The sequence below is a fragment of the Arabiibacter massiliensis genome (assembly GCF_902386925.1).
In the GTDB taxonomy this organism is placed as follows: Bacteria; Actinomycetota; Coriobacteriia; order Coriobacteriales; family Eggerthellaceae; genus Arabiibacter; species Arabiibacter massiliensis.
This window is the reverse complement of record NZ_LR698996.1, coordinates 2,703,385-2,720,845: the sequence shown is the minus strand read 5'-3', so window position 1 is coordinate 2,720,845 and position 17,461 is coordinate 2,703,385. Positions and strand designations below refer to the sequence as shown.

General features: G+C 65.7%; 15 protein-coding genes. 8 read left to right on the top strand and 7 right to left on the bottom strand.

Going from position 1 to position 17,461, the window contains the following annotated elements; translation table 11 throughout:
• The first annotated feature begins 54 nt into the window (after positions 1-54).
• Positions 55-981, top strand: coding sequence for a LysR family transcriptional regulator (locus tag FX134_RS11560; RefSeq protein WP_080802028.1), 927 nt, complete (start codon positions 55-57; stop codon positions 979-981).
• A 347-nt stretch (positions 982-1,328) separates the two neighbouring features.
• Here the strand turns inward: FX134_RS11560 and FX134_RS11555 are convergent, their stop codons facing one another.
• On the bottom strand, positions 1,329-2,618 hold the full coding sequence (locus tag FX134_RS11555; RefSeq protein ID WP_080802025.1) for an L-cysteine desulfidase family protein: 1,290 nt from the start codon (positions 2,616-2,618) through the stop codon (positions 1,329-1,331).
• Between the two features lie 341 nt (positions 2,619-2,959).
• Here FX134_RS11555 and FX134_RS11550 point away from each other — a divergent pair, with 341 nt between their 5' ends.
• The 3 genes from FX134_RS11550 (at position 2,960) to FX134_RS11540 (ending at position 7,713) form a co-directional block, all read left to right on the top strand.
• Complete coding sequence (locus FX134_RS11550; RefSeq protein WP_080802022.1) at positions 2,960-6,226, top strand: ATP-binding cassette domain-containing protein; 3,267 nt, start codon at positions 2,960-2,962, stop codon at positions 6,224-6,226.
• A gap of 171 nt (positions 6,227-6,397) precedes the next feature.
• Complete coding sequence (gene ngr, locus FX134_RS11545) at positions 6,398-7,000, top strand: nigerythrin (RefSeq protein ID WP_080802019.1); 603 nt, start codon at positions 6,398-6,400, stop codon at positions 6,998-7,000.
• A 152-nt stretch (positions 7,001-7,152) separates the two neighbouring features.
• On the top strand, positions 7,153-7,713 hold the full coding sequence (locus FX134_RS11540; RefSeq protein WP_080802016.1) for a beta-class carbonic anhydrase: 561 nt from the start codon (positions 7,153-7,155) through the stop codon (positions 7,711-7,713).
• A gap of 7 nt (positions 7,714-7,720) precedes the next feature.
• Here the strand turns inward: FX134_RS11540 and FX134_RS11535 are convergent, their stop codons facing one another.
• The 4 genes from FX134_RS11535 to FX134_RS11520 form a co-directional block, all read right to left on the bottom strand.
• Entirely contained in the window at positions 7,721-7,906 is a 186-nt protein-coding gene (locus FX134_RS11535) for a hypothetical protein (protein ID WP_080802014.1), read from the bottom strand.
• Positions 7,906-8,496, bottom strand: coding sequence for a hypothetical protein (locus tag FX134_RS11530; protein WP_080802011.1), 591 nt, complete (start codon positions 8,494-8,496; stop codon positions 7,906-7,908). Before FX134_RS11530 ends, FX134_RS11535 begins: the two co-directional genes overlap by 1 nt.
• Positions 8,497-8,717: 221 nt before the next feature.
• Positions 8,718-9,485: a thermonuclease family protein gene (locus FX134_RS11525; protein ID WP_080802008.1), complete on the bottom strand. Its 768-nt coding sequence runs from the start codon at positions 9,483-9,485 to the stop codon at positions 8,718-8,720.
• 5 nt (positions 9,486-9,490) lie between these two features.
• Positions 9,491-10,021, bottom strand: a complete 531-nt coding sequence (locus tag FX134_RS11520) for a metallophosphoesterase family protein (protein ID WP_080802006.1) — start codon at positions 10,019-10,021, stop codon at positions 9,491-9,493.
• Between the two features lie 377 nt (positions 10,022-10,398).
• Between FX134_RS11520 and FX134_RS11515 the strand changes: the two genes are divergently transcribed.
• Positions 10,399-10,863: an Hsp20/alpha crystallin family protein gene (locus FX134_RS11515; protein WP_080802003.1), complete on the top strand. Its 465-nt coding sequence runs from the start codon at positions 10,399-10,401 to the stop codon at positions 10,861-10,863.
• Between the two features lie 172 nt (positions 10,864-11,035).
• Here the strand turns inward: FX134_RS11515 and FX134_RS11510 are convergent, their stop codons facing one another.
• Positions 11,036-12,748 (bottom strand): FAD-binding protein, encoded by a 1,713-nt coding sequence (locus FX134_RS11510; RefSeq protein WP_080801999.1) that lies wholly within the window; start codon positions 12,746-12,748, stop codon positions 11,036-11,038.
• 251 nt (positions 12,749-12,999) lie between these two features.
• On the opposite strand from FX134_RS11510, the gene FX134_RS11505 reads away from it, so the two are divergent.
• Positions 13,000-14,499: a response regulator transcription factor gene (locus tag FX134_RS11505; protein WP_080801996.1), complete on the top strand. Its 1,500-nt coding sequence runs from the start codon at positions 13,000-13,002 to the stop codon at positions 14,497-14,499.
• Between the two features lie 231 nt (positions 14,500-14,730).
• Here FX134_RS11505 and FX134_RS11500 read toward each other — a convergent pair whose 3' ends face one another.
• On the bottom strand, positions 14,731-15,807 hold the full coding sequence (locus FX134_RS11500) for an NADH:flavin oxidoreductase (protein WP_080801992.1): 1,077 nt from the start codon (positions 15,805-15,807) through the stop codon (positions 14,731-14,733).
• Positions 15,808-15,946: 139 nt separating this feature from the next.
• Here FX134_RS11500 and FX134_RS11495 point away from each other — a divergent pair, with 139 nt between their 5' ends.
• Together FX134_RS11495 and FX134_RS11490 are read left to right on the top strand one after the other, a co-directional pair.
• The gene (locus tag FX134_RS11495) at positions 15,947-16,483 is read left to right on the top strand and encodes an RNA polymerase sigma factor (protein WP_232050932.1); all 537 of its coding nucleotides are present in this window, start codon (positions 15,947-15,949) and stop codon (positions 16,481-16,483) included.
• Positions 16,461-17,411 (top strand): hypothetical protein, encoded by a 951-nt coding sequence (locus FX134_RS11490; protein WP_080801986.1) that lies wholly within the window; start codon positions 16,461-16,463, stop codon positions 17,409-17,411. Before FX134_RS11495 ends, FX134_RS11490 begins: the two co-directional genes overlap by 23 nt.
• The last annotated feature ends 50 nt before the right edge of the window (positions 17,412-17,461 follow it).

Sequence of the window (17,461 nt, the reverse complement as noted above, 5' to 3'; positions counted from 1 at the left end):
GCGGCGTGGTACCATACGGGCGGGGAAACGCTCGCATGGGCAGGGGGAACGCAGATGAACATAGACACCTACCGCGAATTCATCACGCTGGCGCGCTGCCTGAACTTCACGCAGGCAGCCGAGGAGCTGCACATGACGCAGCCGGCGCTGAGCAAGCACATCGCCGCGCTCGAACGCGAGTTCGACGCCGAGCTGCTCATCCGCGACCGGCGCACCGTGCAGCTGAGCGAGGCCGGCCGCATCCTGTTCGGCTGCGCGCTCGAGATGGTCGACGCCTACGACCGCGCGCAGGCCGCCATCGCCACCGTCGTGCGCGAGAAGCCCATCCGCGTGGACGGCATCCTCTACGACAACACGGTTTCCAGCATCATCTCGTTGTCCACGGTGCTGCTCAACGATCAGCGCCACGTGCCCATCGTGTTCGAGCACCACGAGAACCAGCCGCTGTTCGACCTGTTGGAGTCGGACGAGATAGACGTCGTGTTCGCCTACCTTGAGGAGCATGCGCTCGCCGAGCGGGGGCTCGTGTTCCAACCCCTCGTGCAGACGCAGTTCGTGGCCGTCGTCGACCGCAACCATCCCCTCGCCGAGCGAAGTGAGCTGCATATGGAGGATCTCGCCGACGAGACGCTCATCCAGTTCTTCGACGAGTACTCCATCTCGGGATGGCGGCGCATCGAGCAGGTGTGCCACGCACACGGCTTCGATCCGAAGAAGCGCCCCATCCTGGGAAGGGCCGTGACGAGCTACGCCACCACCGCGCCCGAAGGCGGCGTCCTTATCCTGCAGAAGGATCTGCGCCAGCTGAAGTTCCTCGAGGACGTGAACCAGACGGTGAGCATCCCCATCGCCGATGAGGACGCGAACTTCATCATCTACTATATTTACAAGCACGAGAACGAAGAGCGGTTGCGCCCCCTGCTGAGCGCCCTGGAGGAGTCGCGCGAGATCATCATGAGCCACCGCCGAGGCGAGGAGTAAGCGAGCGGGCTCCCCCCCCCCTCGTCATCCTGAGCGGAGCGACCAAAGGGAGCGGAGTCGAAGGATCCCATGCGGCGCCAGCCGGAAGCGTCACGGCTGGCATAGCGGGGCTGAAGCGGGAAAGCGCTCCGGCATAGCGGCAGGAATTTGCGGCTGTGGCACGGATCAGGCGGAATTCGGGCGGTGCGGGCGACCAACCGCCGACGTTTCCCCAGGTCGCGAATTTCGCGAACGCGCCGCGCGTGCCACAGCCGCAAATTCTTGCCGCGACCGGGAAGCGCTAATGCTGTCGCCGCATGGGATCCTTCGACTCCGCGCTGACGCGCTCCGCTCAGGATGACATCTCCCTACGAGCCCAGCATGATCCTGATGATCTCGTCGTTGGTGGCGCGCATGCCGTCGCGGCCGAGACGGGCGATGGAGTCGATGGTGTTCTCCACGCCCTTCTTCACGATGCCGTCGCCGCCGTAGAACTGCTGGCCATCGCGGTACATCACATAGCCGAGGATGCCGGCGTTCACCGAGAACGCGATCTTGCCGGCGCACGAGGGCTTCGCGCCGTCGCACACCATGCCGGCCACGATGGAGAGCGCGTTCACCACGGCGTGGCATGCCTCCTTGTAGCCGCCGCCGTCCAGGTACGCGATGCCGGCGCCCGCCGCCGCGCCCGCGCACACCGCGCCGCAGAACGCGGAGAGCCGCCCGATGCCCGTCTTCTGGTGGATGGCCACGAGGTTGGACAGCGCGAGCGCGCGCAGCAGCTGCTCCTCGGTCGACCCCAGGTGGCGCGCGTACTCGATGAGCGGCACCGACACGGTGATGCCCTGGTTGCCGCTGCCCGAGTTGATGACCACCGGCAGCTCGCAGCCGCTCATGCGCGCGTCGGACGCTGCCGCGGCGCATGCGCACGCGCGCACTTTGATGTCGTCGCCGTAGGCGCCCAGCATGACGCTGCCGATGTTCGCGCCCCAGTCGCCGGCCAGGCCCTCGCGCGCGATGGCGTCGTTGCAGGCGATCTGCCGCTCGAGCAGCCCGCGCACGTCGTCCAAGTCCACGGTGGTGGCGAAGTCCCAGATGCCGGCCATCGTGAGCACACTGCGATCCGTGAGCCCTTCCGCCGTGCCCGCCTCGGAGGCCAGCGGCGCGTCGAGCAGCACCTCGCCGTCGCGCTCCTCGCGTACGATGTTGGTGTGGTAGTCGGCGATGCGCACGAGCGCCTCGTGTTGCCCGGAGGCGCCGGCCACGCGCACGACTACGTCGAAGTCCACCGCGTCGTCCGTGCGCGCCACCTCGATGGACGCCCGCGCCAGGTAGCCGGCGATGGCGCGCACCTCATCCGGTCCCACCTCGGCGATGACCTCCAGCTTGCGCTCGGGACGCCCCGCCACGATGCCGGCCGCCGCTGCGGCTTCGATGCCCTTGAGGCCGCCCGTATGCGGCACGACCACGCTCTTCGCGTTCTTGATGATGCTGCCGCTGGCCGCCACGCTCACGCGCGCGGGCTCGGTACCCAGAAGCTCGCGCGCCCGCGCCGCTGCCAGCGCGATGGCGATGGGCTCGGTGCACCCCATGGCCGCGATGAGCTCCTCCTCCAGGATGGCGACGTACTGCCCGTACCGCTCGTCCGTTCTGTCCACGCAGCCCTCCTTTGCCCGTCTGCCGCACGCAACGAACCATGATAGCACCCCGGCTGCGGGAAGCGGGCGACCGATGCGCAGGGCGGCGCTGCATCCCGCGTCGGCCGGCGCCCTGCGATGACGAAAGTGCGGACAGGCAGATATCCCATTTGGGGATGTCCCATTTGGGGACTGTCCCCAAATGGGACAAAACGGGGATCGGCTTCGTTAGGTAACCGTTCGGTAAACTCGGTGGAGATTCGGCCTTTTCAGGCGGTGAAAGGGCGAGAATCAACCATGATTGACGAAACACCAACCTTTACGCAACACCTGCGCGCCCGAAGCGCGCTGAAAGGCGCACCATGCTCCAGCTGCTGAATATCTGCAAGTCCTACACCACCGCCGACTTCACGCAAGTGGCGCTCGACAACGTGTCGGTGTCGTTTCGCGACAACGAGTTCGTGGCCATCCTCGGCCCCTCCGGCTCGGGCAAGACCACGCTCCTGAACATCGTGGGCGGCCTCGACCACTACGATTCGGGCAACCTCATCATCGACGGCATCTCGACCGAGCAGTACCGCGACAAGGACTGGGACGCCTACCGCAACAACCGCATCGGCTTCGTGTTCCAAAGCTACAACCTCATCCCCCATCAGACGGTGCTCGCCAACGTGGAGCTAGCTCTCACGCTGTCGGGCGTGTCGCGCGCCGAGCGCCACGAGCGCGCCGTCAACGCGCTCGAGCGCGTGGGCCTGGGCGAGCACGTGAACAAGAAGCCGAGCCAGCTCTCCGGCGGGCAGATGCAGCGCGTGGCCATCGCGCGCGCCCTCATCAACGACCCCGAGATACTGCTGGCCGACGAGCCCACCGGCGCCCTCGATTCCAAGACGTCCGTGCAGATCATGGACCTGCTCACCGAGATTGCCAACGACCGCCTGGTCATCATGGTCACGCACAACCCGGAGCTGGCCGAACAATACGCCACCCGCATCGTGAACCTCTCCGACGGCATTATCCGCAGCGACACCGACCCCTACGAGCCCACGGCCGAGGACATGCGCCTCAGCGAGAAGCCGGTGCAGCGCACGAAGATGTCGTTTCTCACGGCACTCGCGCTGTCGTTCAAGAACCTCATGACGAAGAAGGGCCGCACGCTCATGACGGCGTTCGCGGGTTCCATCGGCATCATCGGCATCGCAGCCATCCTGGCGCTGGCCAACGGCGTGAACAACTACATCAAGTCCGTGGAGGAAGAAACGCTCTCCGAGTACCCGCTGCAAATCCAGAGCACCGGCTTCGACATGACGTCCATGATGTTCGGCGCGGCTGGCGAAGGTGCCAAGGCCGCGAGCGGCGAGGACAAGGGCGAGGGCTCCGCGCACGTGGTGGAAATGGTGTCCAACATGGTGTCGAGCATCGGCAGCAACGACCTGGCGTCGCTCAAAGAGTACCTGGACAGCGGCCAAAGCGGCATCGAGCAGTACACGAACGCCATCGAGTACACCTACAGCGTGGCGCCGCAAATATTCAGCTCCAACACCGAGAACCTGCGCCAGGTGAACCCGGACAAGTCGTTCTCGGCGCTGGGCCTGGGCTCGTCCGCCAGCTCGAACAGCCTCATGTCCATGTCCATGAGCACCGACACGTTCTACGAGATGCCGAGCGACCCCGGCCTCTACCAGAACCAGTACGACGTGAAGGCCGGCCGCTGGCCCGAGAGCCCCACCGAGGTGGTGCTCGTGCTCACCGGCAACGGCGGCATCAGCGACTTCATGCTGTACACGCTCGGGTTGCGCGACCCCGCCGAGCTGGACGACATGGTGAAGAAGTTCGCCGCCGAAGAGGAGGTGACCGCGCCTTCCGACTTGGAGGACCCCTCCTACGAGGATATCCTGGACGTGTCGTTCAAGCTGGTGAACGCCGCCGACTACTACCAGCGCGACGACGAGTTCAACGTGTGGAAGGACAAGACCGACGACGCCGACTACATGCGCAAGCTGGTGGCCGGCGGCGAGGACGTGCGCGTGGTGGGCGTGGTGCAGCCGCGCGAGGACGCCAGCGCAACCATGCTGAGCACGGGGCTGAACTACCCGGCCTCGCTGACCGCGCACGTGATCGACCAGGCCGCGAGCAGCGCCATCGTGAAGGACCAGCTGGCGCACCCGGACGTGAACGTGTTCACCGGCAAGTCCTTCGACGAGGAGGAGCAGGACGGCGAGGACGGCTTCGGCATGGAGTCGCTGTTCACCATCGACGGCGATGCCATCCAGGCCGCGTTCACCATCGACGAGAGCGCGCTGACCAGCGGACTTTCCGGCATGTCGCTCGATCTGTCGGGGCTGTCGCTGGACATGGGATCGCTGCCGGCGTTCGACAGCTCGGGCATCTCCATCGATCCGGGCAGCATCGACATGGGCCAGTACCTCGATTTCAGCGACATCAAGCTGGACATGGGCGACGTGCAACCCAGCATGAACTCCGAGAAGGTCAAAGCGGTCATGAACGAACTCATGGCGGGCTTCTGGCCCTGGTACACCCAATGGGAGGGTTTCGATCCTTCCGACCCCACCAATATTCAGAAGGGTGCAGAAGCCTATCTCGCTCTTGACGAGGTTCAGAAGAAAATCGCCGACGCCATCACCGGCTCCATCGACATGACCGCAGCCACCGAGGCGCTCCAGGCCCAGCTTGAGCAGCAGATCTCCGCGAAGATGCAGGCCGCTGTGCCCGCCATGGCGCAGGCGCTGCAAGGCCAGCTGCAAGCGTCGATCTCCACGGCCATGAGCTCGTACCTGCAAAACGTTATGGGCGCGTATATGCAGCAGATGTCGGCCGCCGTGGAGGCGCAGGTGTCTGCCGCCATGCAGCAGTCGATGAGCCAGATAGCCGCCAACATGTCCAGCGCCATGAGCATCGACGAGGACAAGTTCAAGGACGCCTTCCAGATGAGCATGACCGAGGAGGAGCTCGGCGAGCTCATGATGTCGCTCATGAGCACCGAGGAGGCAAGCTACGATAACAACCTGAAGAAACTCGGGTACGCCGACCCCGCCAAGCCGGGCGGCATCGACATCTACCCCATCGACTTCGAGAGCAAAGAGCAGGTCATCGGCATACTCGACGCCTACAACGACCGCATGACCGCCGACGGCCAGGACGACAAGGTGATCACCTACACCGACTTCGTGGGCACGCTCATGTCCTCGGTCACCGACATCGTGAACATGATCAGCTACGTGCTGGTGGCGTTCGTGGCCATCTCGCTCGTGGTGTCGTCCATCATGATCGGCGTCATCACCTACATCAGCGTGCTCGAGCGCAAGAAGGAGATCGGCATCCTGCGCTCCATCGGCGCGAGCAAGGGCGACATCAGCCGTGTGTTCAACGCCGAGACCATCATCGTGGGCTTCACGGCCGGCATCATCGGCATCGGCGTGACCGCGCTCGCGTGCATCCCGGCAAACGCCATCGTCTACTCGCTGTTCGACGTGGCGAACGTGGCGTCGCTGCCCTGGCAGGCGGCCCTTGTGCTGGTGGGCATCAGCGTGCTGCTCACGTTCCTCGCCGGCCTCATCCCCTCGAGCGCCGCCGCCCGCGAAGACCCCGTGGAAGCGCTGAGGAGCGAGTGATTTCACAGCGAACTCGAGCTGCTTTGTGGACATTGTGCGAATCGGGCGCAAGCCATCAATTACCCCCTTGCGCGGCATTGCGCGAGGGGGTATTCTACTTATTGAGATTGATTCTCAATAAGAGAAACAAGGGCACACAAGGCAACGTAAGACGAGAAGGAGTATGCACAGATGAAGCTTCGCGACGCTATCCCCACCGCTGACAACTGCACGAACATGAACGGCTTCGGCACCTGCGAGGTCGGCACCACGCTTGAGAACCTGAAGGCCGCCATCTCCGGCGAGACCGGCGCCTCCGCCAAGTACGCCGCCTTCGCTAAGGCCGCCAAGGAGCAGGGCTACGACCAGATCGCCCGCCTGTTCGAGGCCACCAGCGCCGCCGAGCAGATCCACATCGGCCTCGAGTACGCGCTCGTCGCCGAGATGGAGCCCGGTTTCGAGAAGCCGGCCGCCCCTGAGGCCGAGGGCGCTCAGACCGACCTGAACCTCATCTCCGGCGCTCAGGGCGAGATCTTCGAGACCTCCGACATGTACCCGGCGTTCATCGCGAAGGCCCAGGAGGAGGGCAACGCCAAGGCCGTGCAGGTGTTCACCCGCGCCAAGCTGGCCGAGTCCGTGCATGCCGAGCGCTACCTGGCCGCCTACAACGACCTGGACGCCGCCGACGACGACACGTTCTACCTGTGCCCCATCTGCGGCTACATCCACAAGGGCGAGGATTTCGAGAAGTGCCCCATCTGCTTCTGCCCGAAGGCCTCCTTCACCGCGTTCTAAGCCGCTCGTCCCCGTTGCTTGCTGAAACGGCCGCCCCGCCCGGGCGGCCGTTTTGCGTGCGCGGCGCTGGCCGCATCGGTGTTTCACGTGAAACATTCGTTCGCGCACGCGCTGTTGCGCTATCATGGGGACCCACACGAAAGAAGGCATCCATGAACATAACCTCCCCTACCGTTGAAGGCATCCTCGCGCACAACCGCGCGTTCGTCGAGCGCGGCGAGTACGAGCGCTACGCCACCGACAAGTACCCCGACAAAAAGCTGGCCATCGTGTCATGCATGGACACGCGCCTCACCGAGCTTCTGGCGGCGGCGCTCGGCCTGAAGAACGGCGACGCGAAGATCATCAAAGTGGCGGGCGCCGAGGTGGCGCACCCCTTCGGCAGCGTGATGCGCTCGCTGCTGATAGCCGTGTGCGAGCTGGGCGTGGAGGACGTCATGATCGTGGCGCACACGAATTGCGGCGCGCAGCACATGAGCGGCAAGGAGATGGTGGCGAACATGGAGCGCCTGGGCGTGAGCGCCGAGCGCATCGAGTTCGCGCGGCACTGCGGCATCGACTTCGACAAATGGCTCGCGGGCTTCGGCGACACCGAGGAGGCCGTGCGCAAGAGCGTCGACATGGTACGCAACCACCCCGTCATGCCACCGCGCGTGCGCGTGAGCGGCTACGTGATGGACTCCATCACCGGCGAGCTCGCGCAGGTGTGCTGAAACAGTTTTAGCCGAGAGCGACTTTGCGCGCTTCCGCAGCTTCCTCAGCAAGGCGCTTGCGCTTCGCCTCCTGGTAGGCCTTTTCGGCGTTTCGGTAGGCCCTCGCCTCAAGTTCAGGCGGGACATCGGGAATCTCGTCGAAGTCGTAGATGTTGTTCGTGTCGTCCATGACCATGTAGAGCTTCTCTTCCATTAGCGCATGCACCTCCAATCGAATGATTTTTTGGCTTTTGGATCATTGAGCACCATTCGCAGTGCTTTCACTTCAGCGTAATCGCCCATCACGTCTTTGAAATCATTGTAATGACTCTCCAACTTGCTGGCAATGCCGACGTCCCTCACGGCAACCCACCACACGCTGGCGTCGTGGCCGACGATTACCGAAGCGACTATGCAAGAGTAGGAGGCCGCCGTATGAACATCGCGGTAGGAGGGCGGCTTGCTGGCCGGATGGTTGTGAACGAGGATCACGCCGTCAGGGCAGGCGAGAGCCCTTTCCAGCTCACCAGCGTTGAACCCTGTTTTTCCTCGGACCGGCGGGCGTCCCAAGTTGTCGGCCACGAGCTCGCCGGTCCGGGCGTTCACCGCGGCCATATGCTCGCACTCGGCGTTGTTCGTCGCGCTCAAGATACGGCCGGTCTGCTCGTAGATGCTCTGACAAACTTTTCGAGGAGCGGGCATGGATTCGAACGCGTCGTGAAAGCTCTTCGTGTTCACCGCAGGTGAAACCGAGAAGCTGGTAACGCTCCCGTGCATCGGCACCAAAGATTCGTCGCACTTCAAAACAACTCCCTACATGAAAGGATTGTCGACATCCTTCCAGTGTAACGAGCCTATCTAGCGCATACATGGCGTGCGACCAGCGAAAATGCGCTCGATTCTTGCATGGATCCAGCGGAAACACCACGTGCTTCCATCGCGAATCAAGCGGGATTCAAGCGCATTTCAAGCGGAAATCAAGCGAGTTCCCAGCACCCCAGGTCAGAGGCTAGCTAGAACGCGTGTCACGCCCACTTGTGGGTGACGCCGCGGGCGTCGGCGAGGGCTTCGGCGCCCCATTGGGCGAACAGGCCGTCGTGGTAGGTGTCGGGGCGGTAGGTCCTCGCCTGACCGTAGCCGTCGATCACCTGGATGGCGTTCAGCATGTGCTGCGCGATGAACGCGGGGTCGTCGGCCTCCTGGGCACTGGCGGGAAGCTGGTTCCACACGTAAGCGAGCGGGCGGCCGTACTTGTCGGTAACACTGGTGTCGTACTGGAGCCACAGCGTGTCACCCTTCCCCACCAGGCTCTTCATGTGGTCGGACGCCTGCACGCCCTCCTCGCAGTTGCGCTCTTCCTCGGGAGCGACGCTCTCGGGCGTGTCCAGACCCACGAAGCGCACCGACTCGTGGCTGCCGTCGGGCATCTCCACCGCCAGCGTGTCGCCGTCCACCACGTGGCGCACCGTCACCTGGTCGAACGTGGCCGGATCCAGATGCCCCCGCTGCGTGGACGACCCCCGGGCCGCATCGCGCTCGGCTGCCTGGCGCGCGGCATCGGACACGGCAGCGCCCGCACCGCCGCCGTCCGCAGAAGCTGCCGGCGACCCGTCCTCGGCGGGCGGGGTCAGTGCGGGCAGCTGCGAGCCGACCCACACCACCCCCGCCAGCACGAGCGCCAGCAGAAGTCCCAGCACCTTGCCCGTGGGCCCGTTGCCGGAGGCCTTCACCGCATCGCCCAGAGCGCGCTGCACGTTCTTGTCCCGCAGAAGCGAGGAAAGCTTGTCCGCCATGCGCCCTACGCCCCCGCTCCTGCGCTCATCAGCACTTTCCCGCTCATCGTCTCGATACGCACGCCGAGCACCCGTCCGTCGGCCACCTCCATCTTCCCCACGCAACGCGGGAAATCGCCACGCGGGCGAAACACCGCGCCGGGACACAGGAAGTAGTCGGCCGGCCGCGCATCCTTGCCGCACAGCAGCTCGGGCACGTGGGTGTGGCCGTGCACGCACACCTGCGGGATGGGATCGCCCGCCGCCAGGCCCGCGCAGCCGTTGAAGCCGATGCGCACGTCGCGCGGGTAGTGCGCCACCAGGAAACGCACGCCGTCGATGACCGGATGCGCGAACCGCCCCACCTTCGAGCCGTACTCGTCGAAGTCGTTGTTGCCGAGCACCGCCGTGGTGGGCGCGAGCGCCTCCAGCGCGTGCAGGATGTCGGGCCCGCCGATGTCGCCCGCGTGGATGATGTGGTCGACGTCGGCCATGGCGGCCAGCGCCTCGTCGGACAGGCGCCCGTGCGTGTCGGATATGAGGCCGATGACGGTCATGGTGCGTCCTTTCTACGTCAACGCACCAGTATAGAGCATCGTTTCCTACCTCAAGCACTCGTTTACCCACGCGATGAAGTTGCCCGTCGAGTCGCCGCTCGTTCGGCCGTTTGACGAACGGCTTTCGGCGGCGTTTCGCTTCTCGCCCTGGTCGCGAACGCCAGGGGCGGAAGTTGCTTCCCCCTGTAGCATTCGCTTTGAAGGCGTCGGCGATCGGCAAGCCGACAAAGTTGACAGAACCGTAACTTTTAGCACTCTCAACTTGACAGTGCTAATATACGGAAGTATAACATGAGCGTACACAGGAAATCGGATAGAGAGGGACGCAGGTTTTCTCTCACAAACCTGCTCCCCACGACGAAACGGAGATGATCAGAATGGCAATGATGGTACCCATGCGGAGGAGCCGCAACCTGCTGAGCGAGCTCATGTCCGACCCGTTCGACGCGTTCTTGGACGCCGCCACCGCCCCCATCCAGGGCATGCAGAAGATGGCGCCCACGCTCATGCGCACGGACATCAAGGAGACGGACGCCGGCTTCGAGCTGACCATCGATCTGCCGGGCTTCAAGAAGGAGGACGTGAACGCCGAGCTCAAGGACGGCTACCTCACCATCGACGCGCAGACGCAGTCCGAGACCGAGGACAAGGACGAGAAGGGCACCTATGTGCGCAAGGAGCGCTTCAGCGGCAAGTGCAGCCGCACGTTCTACGTGGGCGAGGACATCGAGGAAGACGACATCAAGGCGAAGTTCGAGGACGGCGTGCTGAAGATCGCCGTGCCGAAGAAGCAGGAGCAGCCCAAGCTGGAAGAGAAGAAGACCATCGCCATCGAGGGCTAGATTAGCGAGGCAACCCCGCCGCGCACTGGGGCGCGGCGGGGCGGGAATAGACGGCACCGCGCATCATAGGGCAGGCCGCGGCAGAAGGTAGCGAGAGCGACTTTGAGCGGCCGATGCGCGAAGGGAAGGCGACCGAGAGGCCGCCTTCCCGCATGCTGGAGGGATTCCCGTTTTACAGGTCGCCGGCCACGAGGCGCGCGACGTGGCGGCCTTGCACGGACGAGCGGCCCGAAGCGCAGCCCACGAGATACTCGGGGTAGTTGCCGCTGAAGAAGCTGCCGGACACGTCGCCAGCCGCGAACAGGCCCTCGATCACCTGGTCGTCGGCGCCGAGCACGTGGCAGTCCTTGTCGATGCGCAGGCCGTCGAGCGTGGTGAGCAGCGACCCGCCGAACCAGCAGCCGTAGAACGGCGGCGTGCGCAAGGCGCTCAGGCGGTAGGCCTCCTTGCCGAAATCGTCGTCCTTCTGCGCGTCGAACTGCGCGTTGTAGCGCTCGGCCTGCGCGAGGAAGCTCTTCTTGGCCTCGCCCTCGAAGCCCAACTTGCCCGCCAGCTCGTCCAGCGTGTCGGCCTTCTGCATGACGCCCTGCTCGAGCGCCACCTTGCAGAACTCCTCGATAGGCATCCCTGCGGCCATCATCTGGTTGGCGAACGCCGAGCAGCCGATGGTGGAGAAGCGCAGGATGTCCTCAGGCGCGTTCGCGTCGAACACCTGGCACCACACGCCGCCCGGCTGCTGGCCCGCTTGGAAGCACACGAAGTCGTAGGGCGTCGACTCGTTGCAGAAGCGCACGCCGTTGCGGTTCACCTTCATGAACGGCTGGCTGCCGATGTTCTCCTGGAAGATGGTGCCCGGAAGCGCCGCCTTCTCTCCTTCGCCCACGTAGCCGGCATCCACGCCGGGGGCCACGGCACCGCGGTCGAAGATCATCGGCGACGGGTCAGGGTCCTTCACGCCGCCCGCCCAGAGTCCCGCGCGCAGGCCCAAGCCGTCGTCGTTGATGGCGTAGCTCGACGAGGTGCTGCACCCGAGCGCGGCGGGCTGCAACGCGCTCATCATGACGGGATTGGCCGGGTAGCCGCCGGTGGCGAGCAGCGTGCTCTCGGCGTTGACCTGCACGAGGCCTTCGTCGGTGTCGAAGACGGCGCCGGATACTTTGCCGCCGTCGCACACGAGCTTCACCAGCGTGTGCTTGAAGCGGATCTGGTTGCCCGCCTCCTCGATGGCGGTGCGCAGCACGTCGTTGCGCATCGGCGGCGCATAGGGCGTGAGCCACACGTGCTGGAGCACCGGCAGGTAGTAGTCGGTGCCGCCGGTGGCGTGCGCCGGGGGCATGTCCACCACCAGCTGCTTGCCGGCGGCCTGCATCTTGGCGTCGATCCAGTCCAGCAGCTCGGCGCTCTCGTCGATCCACACCTTGACGACGTCCTGGCGGCACTTGCCGGAAGCGTAGCGCGTCAGCTCGTTGAGCAGTTTCAGCGGGTCGGCCTCGCCGCCCTGGGCGAGCGCGGGCTTCGAGTTCACGATGCCCAGGTACTCGCGCGTCTCCTGCACCGAGTCGTTCTTCTCGGCCAGGATGAAGTCGAGTCCCAGGTCGCTCGCCGTACCGGCCGCGCACATGCCCGCCGTGCCCGCGCCGATGATGAGGAGCTTCGTGTCCTCGGTGCGCACGATGTCGCCCTCGGCCACCGCCGGCTCGGCGCCGAGCCACGCAGGCGCGCCGTCGGAGGCTTGGGCGGCCTCCTCCGCGGACGCCTTCGCGGAGCCCTGCCCCTGCGGCGAGCAGCCTGCCAGGCCCATGACGGATCCGGCAGCCGCAAGCGCGCCCAATCCCAAGAAGCCCCTTCGCGACATCCCGGTGCTCTTCGTCGTGTCGTTCAGCATGATCCCTCCAATCGCATCCGACGGCCCCTTCGGCCGCCGCGTTTGACGGGCCCCACGCTACGCCGTGCGGACGCGCTTGGCTTCACCCCGAGGACGCGAAGTTCTTTTTGCATGCTCGAACAGGCGATTCGCGCCGGCCCATCCCCTATCTCGCCTTCTGGGGGTGAGGCCCGCCGGAGAGAATTTCGCCGACGGGCGATGCGCCGGCGCAGGACTTCGAGTACACTTGATCGCAGCGGAAGGAGGAGGACATGCGCGACGACGCACCGGGCGCGACCCGCGACGACAACCCGTCGGGCTGGCGGTTCGGCGCGGCCGACGTCGCCGCCTGCGCGTCGCTCGCCTTGCTGCTGATCTCGGCGTTCATCCTCAACGCCTACCTGTTCCCCAGCCTTGCCGCCCTCTTCCCCGCCGGGCGCGAGATCTCCACCTACTGCGGCGCGGCGTTCTCGGTGCTGGTGGCCGTGCTGGCGTACCGACGTCCTGCGGCCATGCGCGAAGGCGCCTGGTCGGTCGCCTGCCTTGCGCTGTTCGCGGGCGGGCTCGCCCTCCTCTACGTCGGCCTGGCCGCGGGAAGCCCCGTGCTCGTGGCGCTCGGCAGCCCCTTCGGCGGCATCGGCGCCGTATGGTTCTCGGTGCTTGCGGGCCTTGCGCTCATCAAGCGCGGGCCCAAGCGCAGCATGGTGATCATCCCCACGGCGTTCGTGGCGAAGTACGCGGTGCAGTTCGGGCTGACCGCGCTCGGAGGCGTGCTGCCGCTCGCGGCCGCGCTCGTGCTGTACTTCATCTGCACGGCACCCGCCTACCTGCTCATCCGCCCGCACGTGCACGGCATAATAGAAACCATCCGCGCAAGCGAGTCGCCCACGGTGCTCGACGCGACGAACCCCTCGTCGTTCCTGCCGTTCTCGAGCCTTGTGTACGTGTCCATCTTCCTGTTCAACGCCGCCTGCGGCTTCGCGTTCGCCAGCCAGGGCGAGGCGCTCTCGCAGACGGCGACGCTCGTCTCGTTCGCGCCGGTGGTCGTGGTGTTCTTCGTGGTGGTGGCCGCGCGGGCGCGCCTGTCGGCCGACGCGCTGTATCAGGCGTCCGCGCTGCTCGTATTCGCGGGGTTCCTGCTCGCGCCGCTCGCTCTGGCAGGCGGCGCGGCCGCCGACCGCCACGCCTCGAGCGCGCTTCTGTACGCGGGCTCGGACAGTTTCAGCGTGCTCACGTACTACCTCATCGCGGCCGTGGGCGCGCGCAACCCCGTGGGCGCGCTCTCCACCTCGGCGTTCGCGTTCGCGGCGAACTGGCTGGGCATCGGATGCGGCGCGCTCGTGGCGCAGGGCATCGGCGGCCTGGGCGCACACGAGCTCGCGCCGCTTCTGTGGGCGTCGGCGCTGGTGACGTTTTTGTTCATGCTGTTCAACTTCGTGGTGATGCGCGGCTTCAGCTTCGAGGAGACCATCCAGGGGGTGAAGCCGGCGCACATCGCCGCAGCGGGAGCCGCGGCGGTTGGCGAAGACGAGCCGTCACCCACCCTCGACGACGCCTGCGAAGCCGCCATCGCCCGCTTCGCGCTCACGCCGCGCGAGGGCGACGTGCTGCGCCTGCTCGCGCGCGGGCGCACGAGCCCCGTCATCCAGGAGAAGCTGTTCCTGTCGCACAACACCGTGAAGACGCACGTGCGCCACATCTACGCGAAAATGGGCATCCACTCCCAGCAGGAGCTCATCGACATCGTGGAGACCGAAGCCCTGTCGTCCTGATCGAGCGAAGCGAGCCGAAGGATGACAATGACCGCCGATCAAGTCACGTTTTTGCCGCTCTGAAGCTTTTGGAGGGCGGATCCGAGCGCTCCCCTATAAGCGACCTGGGAAAACGCACGCGTGTTTTGCTTGGCACGCGAGCAGGCCGCCCGACGACCGTCCAAAAAGCTTCAGAGCGGCCAAAACTGTGACTTCGAGGGCTCGTTTTCCGTATGAACCGCCGGAAACGTCCTATGCTTGCACCTGCGGGGTGCCGGGGAGGATGCAGCGATGGCCGTGAGTGTTGTCGCAGCTGCCGCACGAGACGCAGCGGGGCTGGTAGGCGGGATCGGCCGCCCAGCGGAGCGGCAGGTCGGGCTCGCAGATGAGCGGGCGGCACAAGCCGAAGCCGGCGATACCGTCCTCGCGCGCGAGGCGCTCCATGGCCGCGACGCTGCGGTTGCCGCCGGTCAGGATCGCCGGCACGCCTGCCTCGCGCACGAGGCGACGCGCGTAGGCGGCGAAGAACGGCTCGCCGGCGAAGTCCCGCACGCGGCAGTTCCGCCACGCGCCGCTCGCCTCGATGGCCGTCGCGCCGGCTTCCGCGAACAGGCGCGCCGCCGCCAGGCTGTCGTCCTCGGTGAGGCCGCCCTCCACGCCGTCCGAGCTGTTCAGCTTCACAAGTATGGGGAACTCTCCGCCTACTTCGCGCCGGATGGCCGCGAGCACCTCCGCCCCGAGGCGCACGCGGTTCTCGATGCCCCCGCCGTACTCGTCAGTGCGCAGGTTGAGGTGCGGGCTCAAAAACTGGCTGAGCAGGTAGCCGTGCGCCGCGTGCAGCTCCACGCCGTCGAACCCGGCTTCCTGGGCGCGCCGGGCAGCCGCGGCGAACGCCTCGACCAGCATGCGCAGGTCCTCCGCCGTCGCCTCCACCGGCACGACGCCCGTCTTCGGGCTCGCCACCGCCGAGGGTCCCAGGATGCGCGCGCTCGGGGGATCGAGCTTCGTGGCCGAGCCGCCGTACACGATCTGCGAGATCATGCGCACATCGCGAGCGTGCGCAGCGGCCACGAGCGAGCGGTACTCCGGCACGAACGAGTCGTCGTAGATGCCGAGCATGCGCGGGTTCGGCTGCTCGTCGCGCGTGACGGAGGCGTAGCTCACGATGATCGTGCCCACTCCGCTTGCGGCCAGCTCGTCGTAGATGCCGGCAAGCTCCGGCGTGAGATGCCCGTCCTCAGTCGCCAGCCGCTCATAGGTGGCCGCCCGCACCAGCCGGTTCTTCGCCCGTAGGCTTCCGATGCGCATCTCCTCGAACACCTCGTTCATGGCTTGCCTCCCTCATCGCACGCTTCCAAGCCATGATAGCGCAACGCTTCCCGCGCATCGCGCGGCGAAGTAGGCCGAAAAACTTTGCGGCGCGGGAACATTCCGTTCGCCTGCCGCATGTTATGGTGCAGAGAGGATGATGCCCGTGAACGAACATACCCGGCCGGAGGCGTTCCTCGAACACGCCATGGCGCAGTGGGGGCCGACGGTGTACCGGCTCGCGCTCAACCAGACGCGCTCGCCGCAGGACGCGGACGACGTCGCCCAAGACGTGTTCCTGCGCCTGCACAAGGACCGCACGGCCTTCCAAGACGACGAGCACTTGAAGGCGTGGCTCATTCGCACCACCATCAACCGCTGCAACGAGCTGCGCCGCTCGGCATGGGCGCGCCGCGTGGTGCCCACCGAGGATGCCGGCCTCGAGCGGGCGATGACGTGCACGCCTCCCGCCGCGCGCCTCATGGAGAGCGATGTGTGGGACGCCGTCGGCCGCCTTCCCGATGGCATGCGCCTCATCGTGCACCTGCACTACTTCGAGGGGTACCCGCTCGACGAAGTGGCACGCATGACGCGCTGCAATCCCGCCACCGTGAGAACCCGCTTGCACCGCGCCCGCAAGCGCCTGAAGCTCGATCTGGAAGAGGAGGCCCGACATGAAGCCGTCGAACCTGCGTGAGTACAACGACCTGATGGGTCGCGTGGAGCTGCCCGGCCACGTGCACGACGCCGTGCTGCGCGAGGTCCGGCGCACGGAGGAGCCGCGCGCTGCCGCACGGCCGCGACGCAAGCGGGCGCGCATGGTTGCTGCCGGAGGATGTGCGGTGGCGTTGGCCGTCGCGGTGACAGTGGGGCTGAACATTTCGGGGCTTCTTACGAGCGCACTCGAACCTGCCCCGGAGAATTCGACGGCAAGCGCTCCGGCGGGCGGCAACTTCTTCGCGCTCGCCGCCTACGCGGCGGAGAACCCCGAACAAGAGCCCGGCAAGACCGTGGAGCTGAGCCTGGGCGCGTTCCACCCTTCGGGTGCAGGCGGCACTCAGGATCAGAGGATCGCGGCCTTCAATTTCGACATGGCCTGCACGGGCGACAATATCGCCTCGATCGTCTACGAACTCGAAGGAGACGGGCTTTACTTCGAATGGTACGACGGAGAGCAGTTCCTGCGCGCGCACGGCGTCTATGACGACGACGATCCCGCCGTGGAGGAGGGCTACACGATAGAGGACAGCACCACGTTCTCCGTGGACTACGACGAGCAGGACCTCGACGAGCGCGACATCGAGTGCCGGGTGCTCGTGCCGGTAACCCTTGAGGGCGACCTGCTGGAATTGGAAAAGCATAAGTACGCGATCGTCGACGACTACGAAGAAATCGAGCAGTTGAACAACCAGTCCATGCCCATGCTCTTCGCCCAGGCCGCCGACAAGCTAGCGCAGTCGACGTTCACGATGACAGCCACGTTCGAAGACGGCACCAAGCAGACGAAAAAGTACACCATCGCACCGGTGACCGACTTCGAGGCGCTCTACCGAGATTACTGGGAAAGCAAAGGCGCGGTGTCCCTCCCAGCCCTGTTCACCATCACCGAAAACGTCGCCGCCTAACGAAGACGGCCTGCGATTTTTCTGATCGCAGGCCGTTTCGACTCTCTCTG

What these genes read in the sequence shown, in the direction of transcription:
- FX134_RS11560 (WP_080802028.1), top strand. Translation starts at nt 55, where the DNA reads ATGAACATAGACACCTACCGCGAATTCATCACGCTGGCGCGCTGCCTG.
- FX134_RS11550 (WP_080802022.1), top strand. Translation starts at nt 2,960, where the DNA reads ATGCTCCAGCTGCTGAATATCTGCAAGTCCTACACCACCGCCGACTTC.
- ngr (WP_080802019.1), top strand. Translation starts at nt 6,398, where the DNA reads ATGAAGCTTCGCGACGCTATCCCCACCGCTGACAACTGCACGAACATG.
- FX134_RS11540 (WP_080802016.1), top strand. Translation starts at nt 7,153, where the DNA reads ATGAACATAACCTCCCCTACCGTTGAAGGCATCCTCGCGCACAACCGC.
- FX134_RS11535 (WP_080802014.1), bottom strand. Translation starts at nt 7,906, where the DNA reads ATGGAAGAGAAGCTCTACATGGTCATGGACGACACGAACAACATCTAC.
- FX134_RS11525 (WP_080802008.1), bottom strand. Translation starts at nt 9,485, where the DNA reads ATGGCGGACAAGCTTTCCTCGCTTCTGCGGGACAAGAACGTGCAGCGC.
- FX134_RS11520 (WP_080802006.1), bottom strand. Translation starts at nt 10,021, where the DNA reads ATGACCGTCATCGGCCTCATATCCGACACGCACGGGCGCCTGTCCGAC.
- FX134_RS11515 (WP_080802003.1), top strand. Translation starts at nt 10,399, where the DNA reads ATGGCAATGATGGTACCCATGCGGAGGAGCCGCAACCTGCTGAGCGAG.
- FX134_RS11510 (WP_080801999.1), bottom strand. Translation starts at nt 12,748, where the DNA reads ATGCTGAACGACACGACGAAGAGCACCGGGATGTCGCGAAGGGGCTTC.
- FX134_RS11505 (WP_080801996.1), top strand. Translation starts at nt 13,000, where the DNA reads ATGCGCGACGACGCACCGGGCGCGACCCGCGACGACAACCCGTCGGGC.
- FX134_RS11500 (WP_080801992.1), bottom strand. Translation starts at nt 15,807, where the DNA reads ATGAACGAGGTGTTCGAGGAGATGCGCATCGGAAGCCTACGGGCGAAG.
- FX134_RS11495 (WP_232050932.1), top strand. Translation starts at nt 15,947, where the DNA reads ATGCCCGTGAACGAACATACCCGGCCGGAGGCGTTCCTCGAACACGCC.
- FX134_RS11490 (WP_080801986.1), top strand. Translation starts at nt 16,461, where the DNA reads ATGAAGCCGTCGAACCTGCGTGAGTACAACGACCTGATGGGTCGCGTG.